Source organism: Dokdonella aquatica (assembly GCF_051987395.1).
GTDB lineage: Bacteria > Pseudomonadota > Gammaproteobacteria > Xanthomonadales > Rhodanobacteraceae > Dokdonella.
Genome location: NZ_CP197094.1, coordinates 742836 through 765123, shown reverse-complemented (window position 1 = coordinate 765123; position 22288 = coordinate 742836). Strand labels below are relative to the sequence as shown.

Sequence of the window (22288 nt, the reverse complement as noted above, 5' to 3'; positions counted from 1 at the left end):
GACCTCGTGCGCGCGTGAGCGCACCGCCGCCCGACGACGATGTCGTCGTCGCCGCGACACGCCGCTGGATCGAGCGCGCGGTCATCGGCCTCAACCTGTGTCCTTTCGCACGGGCCCCGTACGTGAGGGGCCGCGTGCGTTTCGTGGTTAGCGCGGCGGAGACGCCCGAGGCGCTGCTCGAGGACCTGCGCCGCGAACTGGTCGCGCTGCACGAAGGCGATGCGGAGGTGGTCGAGACGACCGTGCTCGTGCATCCGCACGTGCTCGGCGACTTCCTCGACTACAACGACTTCCTCGGTCTTGCCGACATCGAAATCGCCGCGCTCGGGCTCGAGGGCGAGTTGCAGCTCGCGAGTTTCCATCCCGACTACTGCTTCGCGGGAACCGATCCCGCCGATGTCACGAACGCCACGAACCGCTCGCCGTATCCGACCCTGCACCTGTTGCGCGAGGCCAGCATCGCGCGCGTGGTCGATGCGGTCGGCGACACCGATGCGATCGTCGAGCGCAACCTCGAGACGTTGCGCGGGCTCGGATTCGAGGGGTGGGAAGCGCTGTGGCGCGACGGGGGCGCGACTCGCGCACCCTGAGGAGGCCTGCCCGTCAGCCGCGTGCGAGCGGCTCCGGCAGGCGGATGCGTGCCGCGATCGGCAGGTGGTCGGAGACGAGGTGGGGCAGGGCGCGCAGGTCCTCGACGACGAGCGTCGATGAGGCGAGGATGTGGTCGATCGCGCGCTTGGGCGCCCAGCTCGGGAACGTCAGCGGTGGTTGTTCGGGCGCCTGAAGCGAGGTGGTCGCGAACAGCGTGCGCAGCTCGGGGCTCTCGATCGGCGTGTTGAGGTCGCCGATCAGCAGCGCGTTCGGATGGCCTTGCAGCAGCTCGGTGATGTAGGCGAGCTGGAACGCGCGCGCCTTGGGACCGAGTGACAGGTGCGCGATCACGACGACGAGCGAGGACGCCTCGTCGCCGAAGCGCACCCACAGCGCGCCGCGCCCGCGGATGCGGCCCGGCAGCGGATAGTCCACGACCTCGCTCGGGCGCAGCCGCGCGAGCATGCCGTTGCACGAGTTGGCGACCTTGGCCATGCGCCGGTTCGGCTGGTGGCTCCAGAACGGGAAGCCCGCGCTCTCGGCGAGGTATTGCGTCTGGTTCATGAAGCCGGAGCGCAGGCTGCCGAAATCGGCTTCCTGCAGCGCGACGAGGTCGTACTTCGAGGCGAGCGCGGCGAGGCCGTCGAGGTTGGCGCGGCGGCCGTGCGGCACGACGTGCTTCCAGCTCTGCGTGACGTACTCGCGGTAGCGCTTGACGCTGCCGCCCGCGAGGATGTTGCAGCTCAGCACGTCGAGGTGCGTGGTCGGCGTCGGGGTGTCGGGAGGCATCGGATCGATGGAGCGGAGGCGCTGCGTGCAGCCTAGCGGATCGTCGGCGACGAGGCCTGACTGCCGGGCAAATCGGGATCTTCAAACACGAAGGCCGCCCTCGGGCGGCCTCCGCATGGACCGTTGGCGTGCCGGTACGCTTACTTCTTGCCCTTCGCGGCCGGCTTGGCGGCGGCCTCGTGCTCCTGCTTGACCAGCTTCTGCACGAGCTCGATGAGCTGCGGATAGCCGCCGGCCGATGCGCCCGTGATGCGGTACTTGCCGTTCACGATGAGCGTCGGGGTGCCGTCGACGCCGAACTTCGGCACGATGTCCTTCGAACGCGCGAGCTGGCTCTCGACGACCATCGAGGTCGACGCCTGCTTGAACTTCTCGACGTCGACGCCGTTCTCGCCGTAGAACGCGGCGATGTCGTCGAACGAGCGGAACGGACGGCGGTCACGATGGATCGCGTCGAACAGCTTCTGGTGCGTCTTGTCGAGCACGTTGAGCGACTGCGCCGTGTAGAAGGCGCGTGCGAACGCTTCCCACTGCGCGTTGAAGATCGCCGGCACGTAGGTGAACTTCGCATACGACGGCAGCGCGGCCTTGAGCTGGTCGGCGTAAGGCTGGAAATGCGCGCAGTGGATGCACGCATAGCTGAACACCTCGACGACCTCGATCGTGTCGCCGCTCGCCGGCTGGGCCGGCTCGACGAGGAAATAGTTCTTGCCGGCTTCGGCCGCACCGGGCGTCGAGGCCGGGGCTTCGGCATGCGCGTGGCCGGCATGGTCGTCGTGGGCGAAGGCTTGGAACGAGCACGCCATGAGCAAAGTGGCGAGCAGCAGGGTCAGGCGCTTGGACATCGGGGTTTCTCCGGGAAGGACGGCGCGTGGGACAGCGGGAAGCGCGGCAAGTTGCCTCAGCCGCCGGATTCCTTCGCGATGAGGTGCTTGATGAGCGGTTCGAGCTGGTTGTAGCCGCCCGCGGACTGTCCACTCAGGCGGTACTTGCCGGCGACGATGAAGGCCGGCGTGCCGTCGACGCCGTAGGCCTTGATCACGGTGTCGTTGCGCTTGAGGCGCGCCTCGATCGCAAACGACTTCGAGGTCGCGACGAAGTCTTCCGCCTTGACGCCGTACTTCGTGTAGAACGCGGCGACGTCCTCGATCTTCGGCGCGCGTGTGTCGAGCTTGCGGTCGACGTAGATCGCGCGGAACAGGTCGGTGTGGGCCTTGTCGGCGATGCCGAGCGCCTGCGCCGTGTAGTAGGCGCGCGCATAGACCTTCCACGCGTCGAAGCCGAACTGTGCCGGCAGCAGCACGAACTGCGCGTTCGACGGCAGGTTCTTCTTGATGTTCTCGACGATCGGCGCGACTTCGTTGCAGTGCGGACACGCGTACGAGAACACCTCGACGACCTCGACCTTGTCGCCCGTGGTCGTGGCCTGCGGCGGTTCGATGACGAAGTAGTGCTTGCCGGCCACCCACTCGCCGGACTGCGCATGCGCGCCGGCCACGAGGCCGAGGCCCAGGATCAGGGAAGAAAGGGTTCTGAACATGGGTCCTCCGGGAACGGTCGTGTCACGTGCGCGGCCGTCGCGGCCGTCACGTGACGGCGGACCGGCCGCAGGGATTACTTCGCGGTGTGCAGGCCCTGGGCGTACGAGGCCAGGGCCGCGATGTCCTTGTCGCTGAGGCGACCGGCGATGTCCGGCATGATGTTGGCGTGCTCGTCCTCGCCCCACCTGGCGCCGTCGCGCCACTCGCCGAACTTCGCGGTGATGTACTCGGCCCACTGGCCCGAGAGCTGCGGATAGGCCGAGCCGGCCATGCCGCGGCCGTCGGGGCCATGGCAGGCCATGCAGGCAGGCACGCCGAGCTTGGCGTCGCCGGCACGGTAGAGCTGCTGGCCGCGCGCGACGAGCGACTCGTCGGCCTCGGCCGGCGTCGGGTGCTTGGTCGCGAAGTACGCGCCGATGTCGTGCATGTCCTGCGGGGTCAGCGTCGCGGCGAACGGCGCCATGATCGGGTTGTTGCGCTTGCCCGACTTGAACTGCACGAGCTGGCGGGCGATGTAGGCCTCGTTCTGGCCCGCAAGCTTCGGATACATCGGGCTCTGCGAGTTGCCGTCGGCACCGTGGCAGGCGCCGCACGCGGCGGCCTTGCCTTCACCGGCCTTGGCGTCGCCGGGCTGGACCTTTTCGGCAGCGAAGGCATGGCCCGACCCGATCGCGATCAGGGCCGCCAGAGCAAAAACGCGCCGAAAACTCATACACTCACTCCACAGGATGACGGGACATCACGCGCCACCCCTCCATTCGGCGGCGGCGCGAGGACGGAAACCGGGGAATTATCCGCACCAGCCGGAGGCCGGTCAAACAGCCCTGCGCCTCATCGTAGCAGCCACGGACAGACATGCACATTCTGCACACCGCCCGGTTCTTCAAAAGCGCCAACAGCATGCGCGACCTGCCGCCCGACACGGGCGCCGAGGTCGCGTTCGCGGGGCGCTCCAATGCCGGAAAATCGAGCGCGCTCAATGCGCTGGCCTCGCACAAGGGACTTGCGCGCGTCAGCAAGACGCCGGGCCGCACGCAGCTCATCAACATCTTCTCGCTCGACGACGACCATCGCCTCGTCGACCTTCCCGGCTACGGCTACGCGAAGGTGCCGGTCGCGATCCGCGACCACTGGCGCGGCCTCGTCGATACCTACATGCGCAACCGCGAGTCGCTGAAAGCCGTCGTGCTGATCATCGATTCGCGGCATCCGCTCAAGGAATACGACCGCCAGATGCTGGCCTACGCGGCCTCGATCGACCTGCCGTGCCACTGCGTGCTGACCAAGTCGGACAAATTGTCGCGCAGCGAGGCGTCGCGCACGCTGGCCCACACGCGGGCCGAGCTCGGTGCCGACGACGGCCCTGATGCGCGCGTGAGCGTGCAGCTGTTCTCGGCCACCGCCAAGACCGGCCTCGACGAGGCCCGCGCGGTGATCCTGCGCTGGCTCGGGATCACGCCGGCGTGACCGCCCCGGCGCGCGGACTGCGGCAGCCTGCCGCCGGATCGCGCGTCGTCCCGGCACGGGTGAGCCGCTAGTCTTGCGCCGCCGGTCTTGCCCGTCGCAAGGCCAGCCCCATATCGCCCGCCTCACCCGCCAGGATTGCCCGTCATGTCCGGACCCAGCGCCGTCAAGGACGACCCCATCGAGGGTCGCGACCAGCTGGTCGGCTATATCGCCGCGGGCGGCAAGCCTGCGGCCGACTGGCGCATCGGCACCGAGCACGAGAAGTTCGGCTTCCGCCTCGACGACCTGCGCCCGCCGACCTGGGAAGGCGAGCAGGGCATCGGCGCACTGCTCGACGGCCTGACCCGCTTCGGCTGGTCGCGCGTCGAGGAGAACGGCAAGCTCATCGCGCTGCTGCGCGACAAGGCCTCGGTGACGCTCGAGCCGGCCGGCCAGCTCGAGCTGTCGGGCGCGCCGCTCGAGACGATCCACCAGACCTGCAGCGAGGTCACCAGCCACCTGCGCGAGGTCAAGACGGTCGCCGACGAACTCGGCATCGGCTTCCTCGGCATGGGCTTCCAGCCCAAGTGGTCGCGCGCCGACATGCCGTGGATGCCCAAGGGCCGCTACCGCATCATGCGCGAGTACATGCCCAAGGTCGGCCAACTCGGCCTCGACATGATGACGCGCACCTGCACCGTGCAGGTCAACCTCGACTACGCCGACGAAGCCGACATGGTGCAGAAGTTCCGCACCTCGCTCGCGCTGCAGCCGGTCGCGACCGCGCTGTTCGCCGATTCGCCGTTCACCGAGGGCAAGCCGAACGGTTACCTGAGCTACCGCTCGCACATCTGGACCGACACCGATGCCGACCGCACCGGCATGCTCGATTTCGTGTTCGAGGACGGCTTCGGCTACGAGCGCTACGTCGACTACCTGCTCGACGTGCCGATGTACTTCAGCTACCGCGGCGGCACCTACCACGACCTCTCGGGCCAGTCGTTCCGGCGTTTCCTCGACGGCGGCCTCCCCGCGCTTCCCGGTGCAAAGCCGACGCTCACGGACTGGGCCGACCACATGACCACGGCCTTCCCCGAGGTGCGCCTCAAGAAGTTCCTCGAGATGCGCGGCGCCGACGGCGGCCCGTGGAGCCGACTGTGCGCGCTGCCGGCGTTCTGGGTCGGCCTGCTCTACGACCAGACCTCGCTCGATGCCGCGTGGGACCTCGTCAAGGACTTCACGCGCGACGAGCGCAACGCGCTGCGCGACGGTGTCGCCAAGCACGCGCTCAAGCTGCCGTTCCGCGGCGGCACGCTGCACGAGCTCGCGATCGAGGCTGTGCGCATCTCCGCGCACGGCCTGCGCCGCCGCGCGCGCCTCAACGCGAACGGCGCCGACGAGTCGATCTACCTCGAGCCGCTGCTCGAGATCCTCGACGCCGGCCAGACGCCGGCCGAACGCAAGCTCGAGCTCTACCACCACCAGTGGAACGGTTCGGTCGATCCGCTGTTCCGCGAGTTCGCGTACTGACGCGTGGCGACGCGCGCGTCCGTCGCGCGTCGGGGATTCCGCGTCATCGTGCGTGCAGTGTGCGCCGTCGTGCTCGCCGCGACGCTCACCGCGAGCGCCACGCCAGGTGTCCAAGCCAGCACCTGCTTCGGCACGGTCGCGAACGGCCACCTCGAAGGCGGCGTGCGGCTACCGGCTTCGGGTCCGAACTTCAGCAGCTACAGCACGCTCGCGATCGGCCTCGGCCGCACCTGGTTGCATGCCGAGGTGCGCGACATCGTCGTCGCGGCCTATGCGGATCTCGCCTCGTCGATGCCGGACGCCGTGTTCGTCTACGGCGAAACCGGCGCGCGCGAGGGCGGACCGTTCGCGCCGCACCGCACGCACCGCAACGGCACCTCGGTCGACTTCTTCGTGCCGGTGCGTGACCGCGACGGCGTGTCCGTGCCGTTGCCGACGCATGCGGGCAACCGCTGGGGCTACGACATCGAGTTCGACGCGAAAGGCCGTTTCGGCGAGTTCACGCTCGATGCGGAAGCGCTCGCCGCACACCTGCTCGCGCTCAAGCGCGCCGCGAAGGCACGCGGCGCCGATCTCGCCCAGGTCATCTTCGATCCACCGCTGCTGCCGCTGCTGTACGCGACGCGCCACGGTGCCGCGCTGAAACGCGAGATCCGCTTCATGCCGCGTGCGGCCTGGGTGCGACACGACGAGCACGTCCACGTCGATTTCGCGATCCGCTGCCGCCGCACGCACTGAGCGCGGTCGCCGGTCCGAACCGCCCCCTCTCCCCAACCCCTCTCCCGCGAGGGCAGAGGGACTGAAAGCGTTCCTCAAGTTGTGGCGAACTTTCGTTGCATGCCGGTTCGTCACGGCGCCACATGGCCTGAGAGTCCACGACGAGAGCCGTGCCCGTCCGAACCGCCCCTTCTCCCCAACCCCTCTCCCGCGAGGGGAGAGGGGCTGAAGGCGGTGCTCGTCTTGCGGACCGTCGTTGCATGCCGGTTCGTCACGGCGCCACATGGCCTGAGAGTCCACGACGAGAGCCGTGCCCGTCCGAACCGCCCCTTCTCCCCAACCCCTCTCCCGCGAGGGGAGAGGGGCTGAAGGCGGTCCTCGTCGTGGCGGACCGTCGTGGCATGCCGGTTCGCCATTACGCCGCATGGCGGGCATGCGCGCGATGAGGCCGACGGTCACGACATCGACCGCAACACCGCGCACTCCCCTCTCCCCTTGCGGGAGAGGGGCCGGGGGAGAGGGGAATGCGCAGCATCACCTAGATACCCGCACATCGAGACACCCGCACGGACCTTCCGGCGCGCGTCGACCATGGCGCGTATCCTGTGCGCCCCGAAACGAGCACGACCGCGATGACCACGAGCCCCGACCGCCTCGCCCGCCACTTCACCGATCTCGACGCGCAGGCGTTGTCGGACCTGCTCGACGCGCGCGCCGACGACGGCGTGTTGCCACTCGAGGCGGTCGACGGCCTGTTCTGCGCGGCCGTGGTCGGTCCCGAGTCCGTCGGGCTCGACGAACTCATGCCGGTCGTGCTGCAGGGCGCGGCGCCGGCATGGGCCGACGAGGCCGACACCACCTACGCCTCGGCGCTGCTCGCCGGCCTGCTTGCGCACGTCACGCGTCGCGTCGCGCGCGATCCCGACGAGCAGGCGCTGCCGTACTTCGCATTGCCCGAGGATGCCGACGAACTCGACGAGGACGGCTTCGCCGAACTCGGCTGCATCCCCGGTGCGAACTGGGCGATCGGCTTCATGGGCGGCGTCGGCCTGCGCGAGGATGCCTGGGGAGCGCTTGTCGACGCCGACGAGGACACCGAGGCCGACCTCGACTTCATCGCCGCGCTGCTGCCCGAAGGCGAAGACGACGGGGACGATGCCGACGTCGAAGACGAAGGCGAGGCCGCCGACACGCCGCGCGAGCCGCTGCGCTGGCAGGCCGACGCCGAGGCGTCCGAGGACGATGACGATGAAGACCCCGAGGCCCCGCTCACGACGCGCGAGCGCCTCGAAGCGCTCGGCCAGGTGCCCGACGTGCTGCATGCGCTGAACCTCACGCGCCTGGATCGCCTCAACTCGCAGGCGCCGTTGCGCCGCGAGGCCAAGGTCGGCCGCAACGATCCCTGTCCCTGCGGCAGCGGTGCGAAGTACAAGAAGTGCCATGGGGCGAACGGCGACTCCGACTGAGGCGATGTCGGCGCCGGCCGGCGACCTGTTCGCGGTCGCCGAGTCGCGAGCGCCGATCGTGCTCGGCGCGCAGGCCTGCGTGCTGCGCGGCTTCGCTGTCGATCGCGCGCCGCAACTGCTCGCCGACGTCGAGGTGATCGCGGCCGCTGCGCCGTTCCGTCATCTCGTCACGCCGGGCGGTCGCCGCATGGCCGTCGCGATGACGTGCTGCGGCACGCTCGGCTGGACCAGCGACGCGCGCGGCTACCGCTACGAGTGTGCCGATCCGCTCACGGGGCATGCCTGGCCTTCGATGCCGGGTTCGTTCGCGACGCTCGCGAGCGAGGCCGCACAAGCGGCCGGGTTCGACGGATTCGTGCCCGACAGCGTCCTGGTCAACCGCTACGTGCCGGGCACGAAACTGTCGCTGCACCAGGATCGCGACGAGCGCGATCTCGCGCATCCGATCGTATCGGTATCGCTCGGCCTGCCCGCGACGTTCCAGTTCGGTGGTGATGCGCGCGGCGATCGCGTCGCGCGCATCGCGCTGCTGCACGGCGACGTCGTGGTCTGGGGCGGCGTCGACCGCCTTCGCCACCACGGCATCCTGCCGCTCGCGGACGGGCACCACGAACTCACCGGCGCGGCGCGCATCAACCTGACCTTTCGCCGCGCCGGTTGATCGAGAGTGCTCAGCGTAAGGCGCGCTTCGCCACGGTCTTGCGCGTCGCCGCCTTGCGTGCCGTCGTGGCACGCGGCTTCTTCGCGGCGGCTGCCTTGCGAGGTGACGCGCCACGTGCGGCGGACACCTTCTTCGATGTCTTCTTCGCGGGCGTCCGCTTCGACACTGTCTTCCTGCCCGCAGTCTTCGCCTTGGCCGGCGGCCCGGCCTTGCGCGAGAGGCGGATCGTGCCGCTGTCGCCCATCGCGTCGTCGTTGCCGGTGAGGCGCGCGACGACGAACGCGACGGCCTTGCCGACCAGCGAGGACGGGCCATCCCAGTACTCGACCGTGCCGACCGTGACGCGGATCAGCACGATCTGCGGATCGGTGCGCCCGCGCGGGAAGAACGCCTTGTGTCCGTCGTTCCAGAACGCGTCGATCTTTGCCTGATCGTCGACGACCTCGGCGATGCCGGCGATCGACAGGTACACGTTCTTCTCCTTCGACGCGTAGACCACGTTGACCTTCGCGTTGCGCCGGATCTCCTCGATCTTCGGACTCTTGCGGCGGACCATGAACCACAGCAGCTTGCCGTCGTACTCGGCCTCCTGCGTGCTCAAGGGGCGGCTGACCGGGAAGCCGCCCGCGCCGTAGGTCGTGAACATCGCGATGTCGATGCCCTTGATGAGCGAGCGGAGCTGCTCGCGCTTTTCGTTTGCGGTGGCCATGGCGTGCCTCGCGTCGTGGGAGAGCCCGCATGCTGGGCGGCCACGGCCCAAGCCCGCGTGAACCACGCCGCGGCGGCCGCGATGCGCTCAGCGACGATGCAGGTCGGAGGACCGCTCATCGCCGCGTCATGCGCGGCATGCGACAAGCGCTTGGTCGAAGCGATGCGAGGGATGCCGCATGAAGCTGTGCTACCGGTTCGTGTCCGACCACGGCGACGAGGCCCTGGTCGCCGTCGCGGTCGAGGTCGTCGAGCGCCTCGTCGCCTCGCTCGAGGCGTCGCGTGCGAGCGTGCCCGATGCACCGCTCGCCGAGCTCGTCGACGGCGAGGCCTCGGCGAAGGTTGTCGAAGTCACGTTCGAGGTCTCGGACGGCGTCAGCCTCGACACCTTGCGTGCGACGCTCGCGACGCTGTGCCACACACACTGCGTGCACTGCCTCGAGCTCGACGAGAAGCCCGATCAACCGCATCTGCCGGGCGGCGATGCGGGATGAGCCGCGTGATGGCGACCATCGTCGCGGTTGCGCGGGTGTGTCGGCGTCGCCTACGGTGCTTCGATCACGATGGCACGCCCCGCGCGATGCAGACGTCCCCACACGAGGTCACACCACGATGAAGATCGCCGTCATGGGCGCAGGTGCCGTCGGCTGCTATTTCGGCGCGAAACTCGCGCTGGCGGGACACGAGGTCGTGCTGATCGGTCGGCCCGCGCTGGTCGACGCGATACATTCGCACGGCCTGCAACTCGATTCGGCTGCGTACACGGGGCGCGTCGAGCTTGGTGCCTCGTCCGAGCCTTCCTCGGTCGGAGGCGCCGACGTCGTGCTGTTCTGCGTGAAGTCGGGCGACACCGAGTCGGCCGGCGCGGCGATGAGAACGCATCTCGCGCCGGACACCACGGTGCTGAGCCTGCAGAACGGTGTCGACAACGCGTCGCGCCTCGCCGGCGTGCTCGGCCGCGAGGTCGTGCCCGTCGTCGTCTACGTCGCCACCGACATGGGCGGTCCCGGCCACGTGCGCCACCATGGCCGTGGCGAGCTCGTGCTCGGTCCGTCGGCAGCGAGCGAGACGATCGCCGAAGCGTTCACCATGGGCGGCGTACCGAGCGAGGTCTCGGACCGCGTCGCCGAAGCGCTGTGGTCCAAGCTCGTCATCAACTGCGCGTGGAACGCACTGTCGGCGATCTCGCAGCAACCGTACGGCCGCCTCGTGCACGGCCACGGCATCGTCGACGTCATGCGCGACGTGTTCGACGAATGCCTCGCGGTCGCCCACGCCTCGGGTGTCGCGCTCGGCGATGAGCTGTGGCCGCACGTGCTCGCGATCGCCGACAGCATGGCCGCGCAGCGCTCCTCGACCGCGCAGGATCTCGCCCGTGGCAAGCGCAGCGAGATCGACCATCTCAACGGCTTCGTGACCACCCTCGGCGACGGCCTCGGCATCGCCACGCCGGTCAACCGCGCGCTGCACGCGATCGTGCGGTTGCTGGAATCGTCTTCGAGCACGTGACGGCGCATGGACGACGCTTCGCCAGCGTGACCTTTCTCGAGCCCCTCTCCTTCCGGGAGAGGGGTTGGGGAGAGGGTGCGGGATCGTCACAAAGCCGGATCATCATCGCGATCCCGGACCCTCATCCGGCCCTTTGGGCCACCATCTCCCGGAGGGAGAAGGGTTGGAAAAGCACCGCGCCAGATCGTTCCTTCTTGCTGCATGTACCTGTCATGCAGGGCAGGCGTTTCCGCAGCTTCATGACCGGATTGCCGCCGACATGCTGCTGCATGGACGCACGCGAGCACGCTTCTTGCCGTCATTGCCGCGCAGGCGGGAATCCGGCGCCTTTGTGTGTCAGCGGATGCGCGTGCTCCATGGTGGCGGAGGCGTGCAATCGGGGTCAGGTTCATTTGCCCTGGCACGCCGTTTCACGCGTTCGCAGCCGCTCGCGGCAAATGAACCTGACCCCATTCGGTTGACCCCATTCGGTTGATATGGACGCACGCGAGCCCGCTTCTTGCCGTCATTGCCGCGCAGGCGGGAATCCGGCGCCTTTGCGTGTCAGCGGATGCGCGTGCTCCATAGTGGCGGAGGCGTGCAACCGGGGTCAGGTTCATTTGCCTTGGCACGCCGTTTCACGCGTTCGCAGCCGCTCGCGGCAAATGAACCTGACCCCAGTCGGCTCTCGCCTCGCCGTCGGAGAAGCTAGACCCCCGGCCGATACATCGCCGCATTGATGCACGCGAACACGCTCACGATGAACCAGCCGAACGGCAGCGTCGACAGCGTGATGACCCAGGTGATCGCGAATGCGATACAGGCGACGAGAAACTAGCCGATCGCCGACAGCAGGCGGCCCTGGATGAGCTGGCCGAGTCCGGGCACGAAGAAGCTGCACAGCGCCGCGATCACGTTGCCCGCCGAGCCTTGTCCGTTCGCCATCGTCACTGTCCCCCTGGTTCGTGGCCCGCGAGCATCGCGGACCGCGCATGAAGGATGCCTGATGGCGCGGCGCCGCGGCCATCGTGCGCCCGCTTGATATCCGCTTCACGGCGACGGTCGACACTCGTGATCGTCGACCTCCATCGTGCAGGTCGACGTCCGTTTCTCCAGGAGTATCGACCATGATGCGTTCCACCTTCTTCGCCGCCGCGTTCTGCGTCGGCGCAACCCTCGTGCCCCCGGCCGTCGCCGCCGAGGCCGCGCCACCGCGTGCCCTGTTCGTCGTCAGCGGTGAAGGCAAGGACGCCGGCAAGACGCGCCCCGGCTTCGAAATGGACGAGTTCGCGCAGGCCTGGGCGATCCTGCGTGACAACGGCTTCGCGATCGACGTCGCAAGTCCGCGCGGCGGCGCGGTCGAAGCCGACAAGTACGACGCCGCGCTGCCGTTCAACGCGCGCGTGCTCGCCGATGCGGACGCCACGCGCGCGCTCGCCGCGACACTGTCGACTGGCGAAGCGAAAGCCTCCGACTACGCCGCGGTCGTCGTGATCGGCGGCAAGGGCGCGATGTTCGACCTGCCAGGCGATCGTGCCCTGCAGTCGTTGATCGCGGACGTATGGACGCAAGGCGGCGTCGTCGCTGCGGTCTGCCATGGACCCGCCGCGCTGGTCGACGTACGCCTCGCCGACGGCACGCCGCTCGTGGCCGGCAAGGCGCTCACGGGTTTCACGAACGAGGAAGAGCAGCTCTTCGGCAAGCGCTGGGCCGCCTCGTTCCCGTTCCTCATCGAGGACCGCATGCGCGAACGCGGCGCGCGCTGGCAGGAAGCGCCGCTCATGATGCCGAAAGTCGTCGTCGACGGCCGCCTCGTGACCGGGCAGAACCCGTATTCGACGCCGGCCCTCGCCGAAGCCATCGTCAGCGCGAGCGGTCGCACGCCGGTCGCGCGCACGCCGTGGCGCGACGAAGCGACGATGACACTCGTCGAATCCTTGCCGACGCGTGGTGAGTCCGCGGTCGCGGCCGAACTCGCACGCGATCCTGAGGCCTACCATGTCGACCTGATCGGCCTGCTCGGCTATTACCGGCTCAAGGTCGCGGCCGACGACACGGTCGTGCGTGAGTCACGCTCGCTCATGCAGCTCGCGAGGCCCTACATGGACGCACCGCAGCTGCGCGTCGGCATCGCCGAGGCGACGTGGCGGCTCGGCGACACGGCCGCGGCGCGCGCCTTGGTCGGCGAAGTGCTGGAAGCGCATCCCGACCTCGACGAAGCTAGGCAGCTCCTGGCCCGCCTCGACGGCTGACATGTCCCGTCTGCGCATCCTCGTCATCGAAGACCACCACGCGCTGCGGGCGAGCCTCGCGGCGCTGTTCGAGGCGCATGGGCATCATGTCGATTTCGCCGCCGACGGCCGCAGCGGCCTTCAGCTCGCGCTCGCCGAGCCGCCCGACGTCCTCGTGCTCGACCTCGGCCTGCCGGGACTCGACGGGCTCGCCGTCTGTGCCGGCGTGCGCGAGCGGGCCGACCGCCACGTGCCGATCCTCATGCTCACCGCACGCGATGCGCTCGTCGACAAGCTGCGCGGTTTCGAGGCCGGCGCCGACGACTACCTCGTCAAGCCGTTCTCGGGCGCGGAGCTGCTTGCGCGCTGCGTCGCGCTGGCCGGTCGCCATCGCGTCGGCCAGCCGCACGTGCTGCGCATCGGTTCGCTCGCGATCGACCGTCGCCGCGGCGAAGCCTCGCGCCACGGCGACGTGCTCGCGCTGCACCAGACCGCGTACCGCGTGCTCGTCGAACTGGCCGAGGCCTGGCCGCGCACGCTCACGCGCAGCGAGCTCGCCGCACGCGTCTGGGGCGACGAGGTACCGCCGTCGGATCCGCTGCGCTCGCACCTCTACCAGTTGCGCCAGGTGCTCGACAAACCGTATGCGGTGCCGATGCTGCGCACGGTGCACGGCGTCGGCTTCCGCCTCGAGGACGACACGTGACGCGGCCGCGCCGCCGGCTGCAGCGTCGCCTCGTCGTCGCGTTCGCGGCGTACGCGCTCGTCGTTGCGGCACTGTTCGGCTTCTACGCGATCGTCTTCATGTACACGGTCGAGGACGCATTCTTCGATGCGATGCTCGTGCAGGAAGTGGATGCACAGAAGGCCGCGCGACTCGCCACGGGCGAGTGGGCGACACCGCGCGACATGGCGATGACCCTTCACGAGGATCCCGCGACGTTCCCCGAGGATCTCGCGGCACGCCACGCCGAGGAGCCGCGCCGCCGCGAGTTCGACGGGCGCGACGGCCATCACTTCCATCTCGCGGGCATCACGCTGCCGGGTGCGACCGCGCCGTCGGCGTGGATCGTCGCCGAGGTCGGCGACCGCCTCGTCGTGCGTCCGGTGCGCGATCAGGTGTTCATGCTGCTCGCGCTGTCGGCGCTGTTCGTCGTGGTCGTCGCGCTGCCGGTCGCGGTGTGGCTCGCGCGGCGCACGACGACGCCGCTCGGGCGCCTCGTCGCGCGCGTCGACGAGGCGACGCCGGATCGCCTCCCGCGCGATCTCGCGCAGGGCTTCGGCGATGACGAGGTGGGCGTGCTCGCACGCGGACTCGATGGCCTCGTCGCGCGCATCGACGCGTTCGTCGCGCGCGAGCAGGCCTTCACGCGAGACGCAGGTCATGAACTGCGTACGCCGCTCGCGCTCATCGTCGCGGCCTGCGAGGCGCGGCTCGCGTCTTCCGGCACCGACATCGGCTCACAGGCCACGTTGCGCGAGGTCCATCGTGCGGCGCTGCAGATCGGCGAGACGCTCGCGATGCTGCTCGCACTCGCGCGCGAGGTCGAACCGTCGCGCACGACGAGCCTGCTCGCGCCGGTCCTCGAACGGGTCGTGCTCGAACAGGCACCTCTGCTCGGCGCTCGCGCGGTCGAGGTCGTCGTCGACGTACGCGACGAGGCGCGCATCGCATTGCCTGCGGCGGTGCTGCACAGCGTGCTCGGCAATCTCGTCGGGAATGCGTTCGCGCATACGGCCGAAGGCGAGATCCGCATCACGACCGAAGCGCACACGTTGCGCATTGCCAATCCGGCGCCTGCCGCCGTACTCGCCGGGCGACTCGATGCCGCCCGACCGTTCGCGAAAGGCGATGCCAGTCACGGCCTCGGCCTGGGCCTCGTCATCGTCAAGCGCCTGTGCGCGCACCACGGCCTCGCCTTGCATGTCGAGGAAGGCGACGGCCTCGCGACGGTCGTGCTGCCGCTGGCGAACCCTGCGCATGGAGCAGACACGTAGGGCGGAACCCGCGCAGCGGATTCCGCCGTGTCGAGATCGCGAGGCCGAATTCAGGGCTGCCAAGGCTGGGGTCAGGTTCATTTTCCCCAGACAGCGCACAAGGCGCGTGGCTCCTCGCGGAAAATGAACCTGACCCCGGTCATCGCCTCGCGATGGTCGTGAAGCCGCTGGTGAACCTCTCGCGCGAAGCGCTCGTGTAGGGCGGAACTCGCGCAGCGGATTCCGCCGCTTCGCACTCGCGAGGCCGAATCCAAGGCTGGCGAGGCTGGGGTCAGGTTCATTTTCCCCGGATAGCGCCCAAGGCGCGTAGCCCCTCTCGGGAAAATGAACCTGACCCCATTCGTGTTCGCCGGGGTGACGAGTTTTCTGTGTGCGGCAACGCCATCCCGAAGGCATGGAAAGCCGTGCCTTCGGCGGCGATGTGATCATGCACGGTGGAATCGCCTGCGGCGGTTCCACCCTACGTCCGTTACGCCGAACGCACGCAGCGGATTCCGCCACGTCGAATCCGCGGTGCTGCCCCACACGACTTGTCGCCCAGGCGCAGGCCGGGGCCCAGCGCCTCCTTGTGCGACGAGGGGCAACAAGCGTTACCGATGGTGCAGCACATTCAGGTCCGGCTCCGGACTTCGCCATCACGCCGCCATTACATCGAAGGGCACTGGGCCCCGGCCTGCGCCGGGGCGACGATGCTCCTGCCGGCGGACGCGATGCCGATGTGGATCGCTCAACGCTTCGCCGGCGCCTTCGCGCGCTCCATGCAGCGGGTGTGGCGATCCTCGACGCGGCGTGCGAACCATTCCGTCGTCAGCGTGCGCGTGATCTTCGGGCTCTCGAGCGTGATGCGCGGGATCACCTCGCGTGGCAGCGGCTTGCGCTCGATCGCCTCGGCGAGTTCGAACACGCGCGTGTACAGCTTCGTCTCCTCGAACGCGAGCGTGTCGCCCTTGTCGAGCGCGCGCCGGATCGACGACTCGCTCATGTCGAGGCCTTTCATCGCGCGCACGGCGCGCTCGGTCTTGCCGGGTTCGCGGCTCTCGTGGGCGACGAGGTCGCCGTCGAGCGCGAGCGGGATGCCGGTCGCTCGGCTCACGGCGGACTGGAACGCCGCGTTGCGGCTCGCGTACCAGCCGGCGTTGAAGTCGGCGTAACGGTACACGGGTTTCGGGTAATTGGCCGGGTAGGCGAGCAGGTGGGCGATGCCGAAGTACATGCCGCCGCGACGCGTGAACACCTCGCGGCGGATCGACCCGTCCACGTCGTAGGGATAACCGTGCTGCTTCGCGTGCGTCTCGGCGAATGCGATGCCGACCTGCATCGGGCCGCCCGTGCGTACAGGGTTGTAGCCACCGAACAGGCGCTGGCCGAGCGGCACGCGGCCGATGAGATCTTCGTAGAGTTCGCTGAGTTCACGCTCGCTGCGCACGCGCTCGAGGCGTTCGCCGTAGGACTTGCCGTTCGGCGAATCCACGCGCAGCGCCGCCGAGACGACGAGGCGCGGCACGTGCATCGATGCCGCGCGCCTGTCGATCTCGGCACGTGCGATCTTCGGCAGGTTCGGCACGGCGGGATCGGCCGTGAACGTCGACTCCTGCTCGGTCACCGCGAGCACCGAGCACAGGTGGCTCGTGGTCGGCTCGAGCTTCAGCGACGCGAACGCGACCTGGATGTCGGTCGCCCACGCCTCGCGGTCACGCGCCGAAGCCGGCATGAGCCGCATGATCTCTGCGCGGATCTCGGCCGGGCTGCGCGGCGGTATCTCGGGCCCGCGCGGCGTCGCGCAGCCGGCCAGCACGAGCACGGCGGCGAGACCCGTGGCGCGACGCCACGCGTGCCGGCGCATGCTCAGGACGGACGCGCCGGGATGGCGAGACCGCGCTGCACGGCCGGCCGTGCGAGACCGCGCTCGAGCCACGCTGCGACGTTCGTGAACGCATCGAAGCCGACGAGCTCGCCCGCTTCGTAGAAGCCGACGAGGTTGCGCACCCAGCCGAGCGTCGCGATGTCGGCGATCGTGTAGTCGTCGCCCATGATCCACGTGCGGCCTTCGAGGCGCGTGTCGAGCACCTTCAGAAGGCGCTTGGATTCATCGACGTAGCGCTGCAGCGGGCGCTTGTCGGCGATGTCCTTGCCCGCGAACTTGTGGAAGAACCCGACCTGGCCGAACATCGGGCCGATCGCGCCCATCTGGAAGAACACCCACTGGATGGTTTCCCAGCGTGCGTTAGCGTCCTTCGGGATGAAGCGGCCGGTCTTGTCGGCGAGGTAGAGCAGGATCGCGCCCGATTCGAACAGGCCGAGCGGCGTGCCGTCGGGCCCGTCGGGATCGAGGATCGCCGGGATCTTGCCGTTCGGATTGAGCGACACGAACTCGGGCACGTGGCTCTCGTTCTTCATGATGTCGACGAGATGCGCCTCGTACGGGAGGCCGGTCTCCTCGAGCATGATCGAGACCTTCACGCCGTTCGGCGTGTTGAGCGAGTAGAGCTGGATGCGGTCCGGATGGCGCGCCGGCCAGCGCGTCGTGATCGGGAACGAGGACAAGTCCGCCATCGGTATCTCCTGGGCTGCTGCGGCCGCCGACCGGCCGTGATCTTGGTGCAGACGGGATGCGTAGAGGTGTGCGACAAGGCCCGTGTGCTGAGTGACGCGGCTTCGATTCAGCCCTCGTCGCACCGCTATCCGGGGACGGCTCGGAGCTAAAGGCGGAAAGCGTTGTTGCGACAGGCTTCAGGCGACGAGTGCCGGCTTGCCTTGCGACAGCATCGCGCGGTGCGATTTCTTACCTTCTCCCTCCGGGAGAAGGTGGCCCGAAGGGCCGGATGAGGGTCCGGGATCGCGACAATAGTCGGACGTGATCTCGATTCCACACCCTCTCCCTAACCCCTCTCCCGGAGGGAGAGGGGCTCAAGCACAACGCTACCCGGGGCTTGCGATTGCGCAATGCGTCTTCGCGTCGTCAGCGCCGCGAGCTTCGCCGCAGCACGCCCCACGGCAGCAACACGAGCGCACCGAACACGAGGCCGATCCAGCCGAGCACGGGGCCGATACGCGTGTAAGGCGTCGCGACCTGCGGGCCGACGACGAGGTCGGTGACGAGGTGTGCGCCCGGCATCGCCGCGCTCGGTGCCTCGGCGATCACGCGGCCGTGCGCATCGCTGACCGTGAGCAGCCCTTCGCGCGCTGCGCGCACGACCGCATAGCCGTTCTCGACGCCGCGCAGCACGGTCGTGCGTGCTTCGAGCCAGGCGTCGAGGTAGGCGAAGTCCCACGCCGGCACGAGCATGACGCCGGCGCCGCGCTGGCCGTAGTCGCGCCCGAACGCGGCGAAGTGCATGTCCTTGCAGATCGCGAGGCCGTACGGCGTGCCGCCGATCGGGTGCAGGTTGAACGCATCGCCCGAGCCGTAGTTCGCGAAGCGCTCGGGCGGCGCGAGCAGGTGCTTCTCGTAGTCCTGCACGAGCACGCCTTGCGGGTCGTACAGCCAGGCGCGGTTGCGCGGCTGCATGCCGTCGTCGATGCCGAGGCCGACCTCGAGCCACACGCGATGCGTCGCCGCGAGCGTCCCGAAGTGCGTCTTCCAGGCTTCGGCCGCGTCCGGACGCAGGGTCGCGATCTTCTCGGGCAGCACGACGAGCGTCGCGCCCTCGCCGGCCACGCGCGCGACGAGCGCGTCGTAACCGTCGCGGATCGGCAGCGCGTAGGTGTCCTTCGCATTCGGGCCGATCGCGTCGTCGATCGAGACGATGCCGACACGCACGGACGTGCCGTCGAGCGGCTGGCCGAGGCGCCATGCTCCATGGCCGAATGTCGCCGCGACGATCACGACCACCGTCACGACCACGCCGATCGCGCGCCGGTCGAGGCTGCTGCGCCACGCGAGCATCGCGAGGCACGACGGTACGAGGCCGAGCACGAACAGCATCGCGGGCACGCCGCCGATCGCGGCGACCTGCACGAACGCGAGTACGTCCGACTGCGTGTACGCGACGCTGCCCCAGTTGCCGTCGGGGCTCGTCAGCGCCTGCAGCATGTCCACGGCGACCCACAGCAGCGGGTAGGCGAGCACGGTCCATGGCGTGTCGAACGCGAGCACGACGCGCCGCGCGAGCATGACCACGAGCACCCACAGCAGCGCCTGTCCGGTCATGGCCGCGAGGGCGGCCGGCAACGGCATGACGAGGCGGAAGAACGTGAGGTAGGCACTCGTCGCGATCAGCGCGGCCACGGTCACGGCGAGCAGGGCACGCCAACGCGGCAGCGCGAACGCGAGCAGCAGCAGGGGAACCGGTGCGATCCACGTGAGCCACGCGATCGGCTCGAGTCCGGTCGCGAAGCGCAGCAGCACGCCCGCGGCGAGCGTCCAGATCACGGTGACGGGTAGCGAAGGCACGGGGAGACGCCGCATCGCGGTCATGGTCGGGTCCGCTCGTCGAGGGGAGAGGGCGTCAACGCCGCGGCGGCTTGAAGGCGAGGTCGGTGATCGTGCCGTCGGACGCGCAGGCGATGCGCAGGGTCCACGTCGCGCTCGCGAACATCAGCGGCACGTAGACCTCGGGATGGCCGCCGACCGTACCGGCATGCAGGCGGCCGATCGTGCGCAGCTCGCCGTCCTTTTCCGGCATGCCGTTCCAGGCCTTGGCGAGGTCGTCCTCGCCCATGCGCGCGCGCAGCGCCGCGCCGAACCCTTCGGTCGCGTCCTTGAAACGGGACGACTGCAAGGCTTCGATCGTCTTGGACGTGGCGTCCTCGCAGCGCCGGTTCGGGGAGCCGCCGGCACTCTGCGCGGTGGCGACCGCGGGCACGGCGAGCAGCAGGGCGAGGAGGAGGCGCGCGGGCATCGTCGTTCCCATCGGGTCGAGGCGGCCGATCATCGGCGCGCATCCGCGCGACTGCAAGCGTGGAACGAGGGCCACGGCGGGACGGGCGCGAGGCCCGTCCCGCCGTGGCCGGTCACGTCACTTCAGGCCGCGGTGCTCGAGCAGTGGCTCGACGCTCGGGTCCTTGCCGCGGAACGCGCGGTACTGGCCCGCGAACGCCTCGGTCGCGCCGCGCGACAGGATGCGCTGGCGGAACGTGTCGCCGTTGGCGCGCGTGAGGCCGCCGTTCTCGACGAACCACTGGAACGCATCGTGCGACAGCACCTCGCTCCACAGGTAGGCGTAATAACCGGCCGCGTAGCCGCCGCCCCAGATGTGCGCGAAGTACGGCGTCCGGTAGCGCGGCGGCACCTGCGCGACGTCGACCTTGAAGCGCTTGAGTGCCTCGGCCTCGAACGCGTCGGCGTCCTTCGGCACCTCGCCGACCGGCAGCGTGTGCCAGGCCATGTCGAGCAGCGCGGCGCCGAGGTACTCGGTGGTCGCGTAGCCCTGGTTGAACGCGCGCGCCTTGACGATCTTGTCGACGAGCGCCTGCGGCATCGGCTCACCGGACTGGTGGTGGCGCGCATAGTGCGCGAACACCTTCGGATCGAGCGCCCAGTGCTCGTTGAACTGCGACGGGAACTCCACGAAGTCGCGCGGCACGTTGGTGCCCGCGATGCTCGGGTAGGTCACGTTCGAGAACATGCCGTGCAGCGCGTGGCCGAACTCGTGGAACAGCGTGGTCACCTCGTCCCAGGTCAGCAGCACGGGCTGGCCAGCGGCGGGCTTGGGGATGTTGCAGACGTTGAACACGACCGGCTTGGTGCCGCGCAGGCCGCTCTGTTCGACGAACACGTCCATCCAGGCGCCGCCGGCCTTGCTCGGGCGCGCGAAGTTGTCGGCATAGAACAGCGCGAGTGGCGAGCCGTCGGCGTCGAACACGTCGAACACGCGCACGTCCGGGTGGTAGACGGGCAGGTCGGTGCGCTCCTTGAACGTGATGCCGTAGAGCTCGGTCGCGGCGAAGAACACGCCGTCCTTGAGCACGCGGTCGAGTTCGAAGTAAGGCTTCACGGCCGCATCGTCGAGGTCGTACTCGGCCTTGCGCACCTGACCCGCGTAGTAGTCCCAGTCGGCCGCGCCGACCTTGAAGCCGCCCTTCTGCGCGTCGATGAGCTTCTGGATCGCGGCAGCCTCGCCACGCGCCTTCGCGGTCGCGGCGGGCACCATGTCGGTCATGAGCTTGTCGGCCGCGGCCGGCGTCTCGGCCATCTGGTCGGCCAGCGCATAGGCCGCGTACGAGTCGTAGCCGAGGCGCTTGGCGCGCTGCGCACGCAGATCGGCGAGGCGCAGCGCGATCGCGCGCGTGTCGTTGGCGTCGCCGTGGCTGGCGCGCTTCTCCGACGCCTCGAGCACCTTGAGGCGCAGGTCGCGGTTGGCGAGCGAACCGAGCACCGGCTGCTGCGTGGTGTTCTGCAGCGCGAGCAGGTACTTGCCGTCGAGCTTGCGCTCCTTGGCCGCATCGGCAGCGGAGGTCTTCTCGGCGTCCGAAAGGCCTTCGAGCTGGGCCGCGTCGTCGACGACCACGGCGGCCGCATTGGTGGCGGCGAGCAGGCGCTGCGAGAAGTCGGTCTCGAGCGTCGAGATCTCGACATTGAGCTCGCGCACGGCCTTCTGATCCTCCGCCGACAGCTTGGCACCGGCGCGCACGAAGTCGCGGTAGAGGTGCTCGACCAGCGCGACCTGCTGCGCGTCGTAGCCGCCCGTCGCGAGGCCGGCGTGGATCGCCTCGAGGCGCGCGAACAGCTTGGCGTCGAGGTGCACGGCGTCGCCGTGCTCGGCGAGCTTCGGCGCGAGTTCGGTCTGCGCCTTCTGCAGCGTGTCGTTGGTGTTGGCCTGCGCGATCGAGAAGAACGTGCGGCTGGCGCGCTCGAGCGTCGCGCCGCTGCGCTCGAATGCCTCGATCGTGTTCGCGAACGTCGGCGCCTCGGTGCTGTCGGCGATCGCGCGGATCTCGGCGAGGTGCTCGCGCATGCCCTGCTCGATCGCGGGCTGGTAGTCGGTGTCCTGGATGGCGTCGAACGGCGGCGCCTGGAACGGCAGCGTGCTGGCGGTGAGCAGCGGATTCACGCGGGTGGCTTCCTGGGTGGCGGCGGGCTTGGGCGCTTCGGCGGTCGGCGCGGGGGCGGGATCGCCGCCGGAGCAGCCGGCCAGCACCACGGCGATGCAGGCGGCGAGACAGGGACGTAGCATGGGGAGG

Annotated in this window: 20 protein-coding genes and 2 pseudogenes; 12 read left to right on the top strand and 10 right to left on the bottom strand. The window is 69.2% G+C overall.

Going from position 1 to position 22288, the window contains the following annotated elements; genetic code table 11:
- Positions 1-14 precede the first annotated feature (14 nt).
- The gene (locus tag ACQQ2N_RS03420; protein ID WP_440224275.1) at positions 15-590 is read left to right on the top strand and encodes a DUF1415 domain-containing protein; all 576 of its coding nucleotides are present in this window, start codon (positions 15-17) and stop codon (positions 588-590) included.
- A gap of 13 nt (positions 591-603) precedes the next feature.
- Here the strand turns inward: ACQQ2N_RS03420 and ACQQ2N_RS03415 are convergent, their stop codons facing one another.
- The 4 genes from ACQQ2N_RS03415 to ACQQ2N_RS03400 form a co-directional block, all read right to left on the bottom strand.
- Positions 604-1380, bottom strand: coding sequence for an endonuclease/exonuclease/phosphatase family protein (locus tag ACQQ2N_RS03415; protein WP_440224274.1), 777 nt, complete (start codon positions 1378-1380; stop codon positions 604-606).
- Between the two features lie 140 nt (positions 1381-1520).
- A complete protein-coding gene (locus tag ACQQ2N_RS03410) occupies positions 1521-2225 on the bottom strand; it encodes a thiol:disulfide interchange protein DsbA/DsbL (RefSeq protein WP_440224273.1) in 705 nt (234 codons plus the stop codon).
- 56 nt (positions 2226-2281) lie between these two features.
- Complete coding sequence (locus ACQQ2N_RS03405) at positions 2282-2920, bottom strand: thiol:disulfide interchange protein DsbA/DsbL (protein ID WP_440224272.1); 639 nt, start codon at positions 2918-2920, stop codon at positions 2282-2284.
- Positions 2921-2994: 74 nt separating this feature from the next.
- On the bottom strand, positions 2995-3633 hold the full coding sequence (locus ACQQ2N_RS03400; protein WP_440224271.1) for a c-type cytochrome: 639 nt from the start codon (positions 3631-3633) through the stop codon (positions 2995-2997).
- A gap of 143 nt (positions 3634-3776) precedes the next feature.
- Here ACQQ2N_RS03400 and yihA point away from each other — a divergent pair, with 143 nt between their 5' ends.
- From yihA to alkB, 6 genes and pseudogenes are all read left to right on the top strand, one after another.
- Positions 3777-4388: a ribosome biogenesis GTP-binding protein YihA/YsxC gene (gene yihA / locus ACQQ2N_RS03395; RefSeq protein ID WP_440224270.1), complete on the top strand. Its 612-nt coding sequence runs from the start codon at positions 3777-3779 to the stop codon at positions 4386-4388.
- A gap of 144 nt (positions 4389-4532) precedes the next feature.
- Complete coding sequence (locus ACQQ2N_RS03390) at positions 4533-5897, top strand: glutamate--cysteine ligase (protein ID WP_440224269.1); 1365 nt, start codon at positions 4533-4535, stop codon at positions 5895-5897.
- 48 nt (positions 5898-5945) lie between these two features.
- Positions 5946-6635, top strand: coding sequence for a penicillin-insensitive murein endopeptidase (locus ACQQ2N_RS03385; RefSeq protein ID WP_440224268.1), 690 nt, complete (start codon positions 5946-5948; stop codon positions 6633-6635).
- 611 nt (positions 6636-7246) lie between these two features.
- Positions 7247-7783, top strand: a pseudogene (locus ACQQ2N_RS03380) (UPF0149 family protein); the annotation flags it as partial.
- 201 nt (positions 7784-7984) lie between these two features.
- Positions 7985-8080, top strand: a pseudogene (locus ACQQ2N_RS03375) (SEC-C metal-binding domain-containing protein); the annotation flags it as partial.
- A gap of 4 nt (positions 8081-8084) precedes the next feature.
- The gene (gene alkB / locus ACQQ2N_RS03370) at positions 8085-8741 is read left to right on the top strand and encodes a DNA oxidative demethylase AlkB (RefSeq protein ID WP_440224267.1); all 657 of its coding nucleotides are present in this window, start codon (positions 8085-8087) and stop codon (positions 8739-8741) included.
- A gap of 10 nt (positions 8742-8751) precedes the next feature.
- Here the strand turns inward: alkB and ACQQ2N_RS03365 are convergent, their stop codons facing one another.
- Positions 8752-9450, bottom strand: a complete 699-nt coding sequence (locus ACQQ2N_RS03365) for a pyridoxamine 5'-phosphate oxidase family protein (protein WP_440224266.1) — start codon at positions 9448-9450, stop codon at positions 8752-8754.
- A 178-nt stretch (positions 9451-9628) separates the two neighbouring features.
- On the opposite strand from ACQQ2N_RS03365, the gene ACQQ2N_RS03360 reads away from it, so the two are divergent.
- The 5 genes from ACQQ2N_RS03360 to ACQQ2N_RS03340 all read left to right on the top strand — a co-directional run bounded on the left by ACQQ2N_RS03360 (position 9629) and on the right by ACQQ2N_RS03340 (position 15166).
- Positions 9629-9943 (top strand): hypothetical protein, encoded by a 315-nt coding sequence (locus tag ACQQ2N_RS03360; protein ID WP_440224265.1) that lies wholly within the window; start codon positions 9629-9631, stop codon positions 9941-9943.
- A 118-nt stretch (positions 9944-10061) separates the two neighbouring features.
- Positions 10062-10958, top strand: a complete 897-nt coding sequence (locus ACQQ2N_RS03355; protein ID WP_440224264.1) for a ketopantoate reductase family protein — start codon at positions 10062-10064, stop codon at positions 10956-10958.
- A 1106-nt stretch (positions 10959-12064) separates the two neighbouring features.
- Positions 12065-13189 carry a type 1 glutamine amidotransferase domain-containing protein gene (locus tag ACQQ2N_RS03350; RefSeq protein ID WP_440224263.1) on the top strand — a complete coding sequence of 375 codons (1125 nt, stop codon included), beginning with the start codon at positions 12065-12067 and terminating at the stop codon, positions 13187-13189.
- Position 13190: 1 nt separating this feature from the next.
- On the top strand, positions 13191-13874 hold the full coding sequence (locus ACQQ2N_RS03345) for a response regulator transcription factor (protein WP_440224262.1): 684 nt from the start codon (positions 13191-13193) through the stop codon (positions 13872-13874).
- Complete coding sequence (locus tag ACQQ2N_RS03340; protein WP_440224261.1) at positions 13871-15166, top strand: sensor histidine kinase; 1296 nt, start codon at positions 13871-13873, stop codon at positions 15164-15166. Before ACQQ2N_RS03345 ends, ACQQ2N_RS03340 begins: the two co-directional genes overlap by 4 nt.
- 727 nt (positions 15167-15893) lie before the next feature.
- Here the strand turns inward: ACQQ2N_RS03340 and ACQQ2N_RS03335 are convergent.
- From ACQQ2N_RS03335 to ACQQ2N_RS03315, 5 genes are all read right to left on the bottom strand, one after another.
- Positions 15894-17009, bottom strand: coding sequence for a DUF1615 domain-containing protein (locus ACQQ2N_RS03335; protein WP_440224260.1), 1116 nt, complete (start codon positions 17007-17009; stop codon positions 15894-15896).
- Between the two features lie 2 nt (positions 17010-17011).
- Positions 17012-17719, bottom strand: a complete 708-nt coding sequence (locus tag ACQQ2N_RS03330; protein WP_440224259.1) for a glutathione binding-like protein — start codon at positions 17717-17719, stop codon at positions 17012-17014.
- A 406-nt stretch (positions 17720-18125) separates the two neighbouring features.
- Positions 18126-19559 (bottom strand): nitrilase-related carbon-nitrogen hydrolase, encoded by a 1434-nt coding sequence (locus tag ACQQ2N_RS03325; RefSeq protein WP_440224258.1) that lies wholly within the window; start codon positions 19557-19559, stop codon positions 18126-18128.
- Positions 19560-19614: 55 nt separating this feature from the next.
- Positions 19615-20007 carry a hypothetical protein gene (locus ACQQ2N_RS03320; protein ID WP_440224257.1) on the bottom strand — a complete coding sequence of 131 codons (393 nt, stop codon included), beginning with the start codon at positions 20005-20007 and terminating at the stop codon, positions 19615-19617.
- Positions 20008-20124: 117 nt separating this feature from the next.
- The gene (locus ACQQ2N_RS03315) at positions 20125-22281 is read right to left on the bottom strand and encodes a M3 family metallopeptidase (protein ID WP_440224256.1); all 2157 of its coding nucleotides are present in this window, start codon (positions 22279-22281) and stop codon (positions 20125-20127) included.
- Positions 22282-22288: the final 7 nt, after the last annotated feature.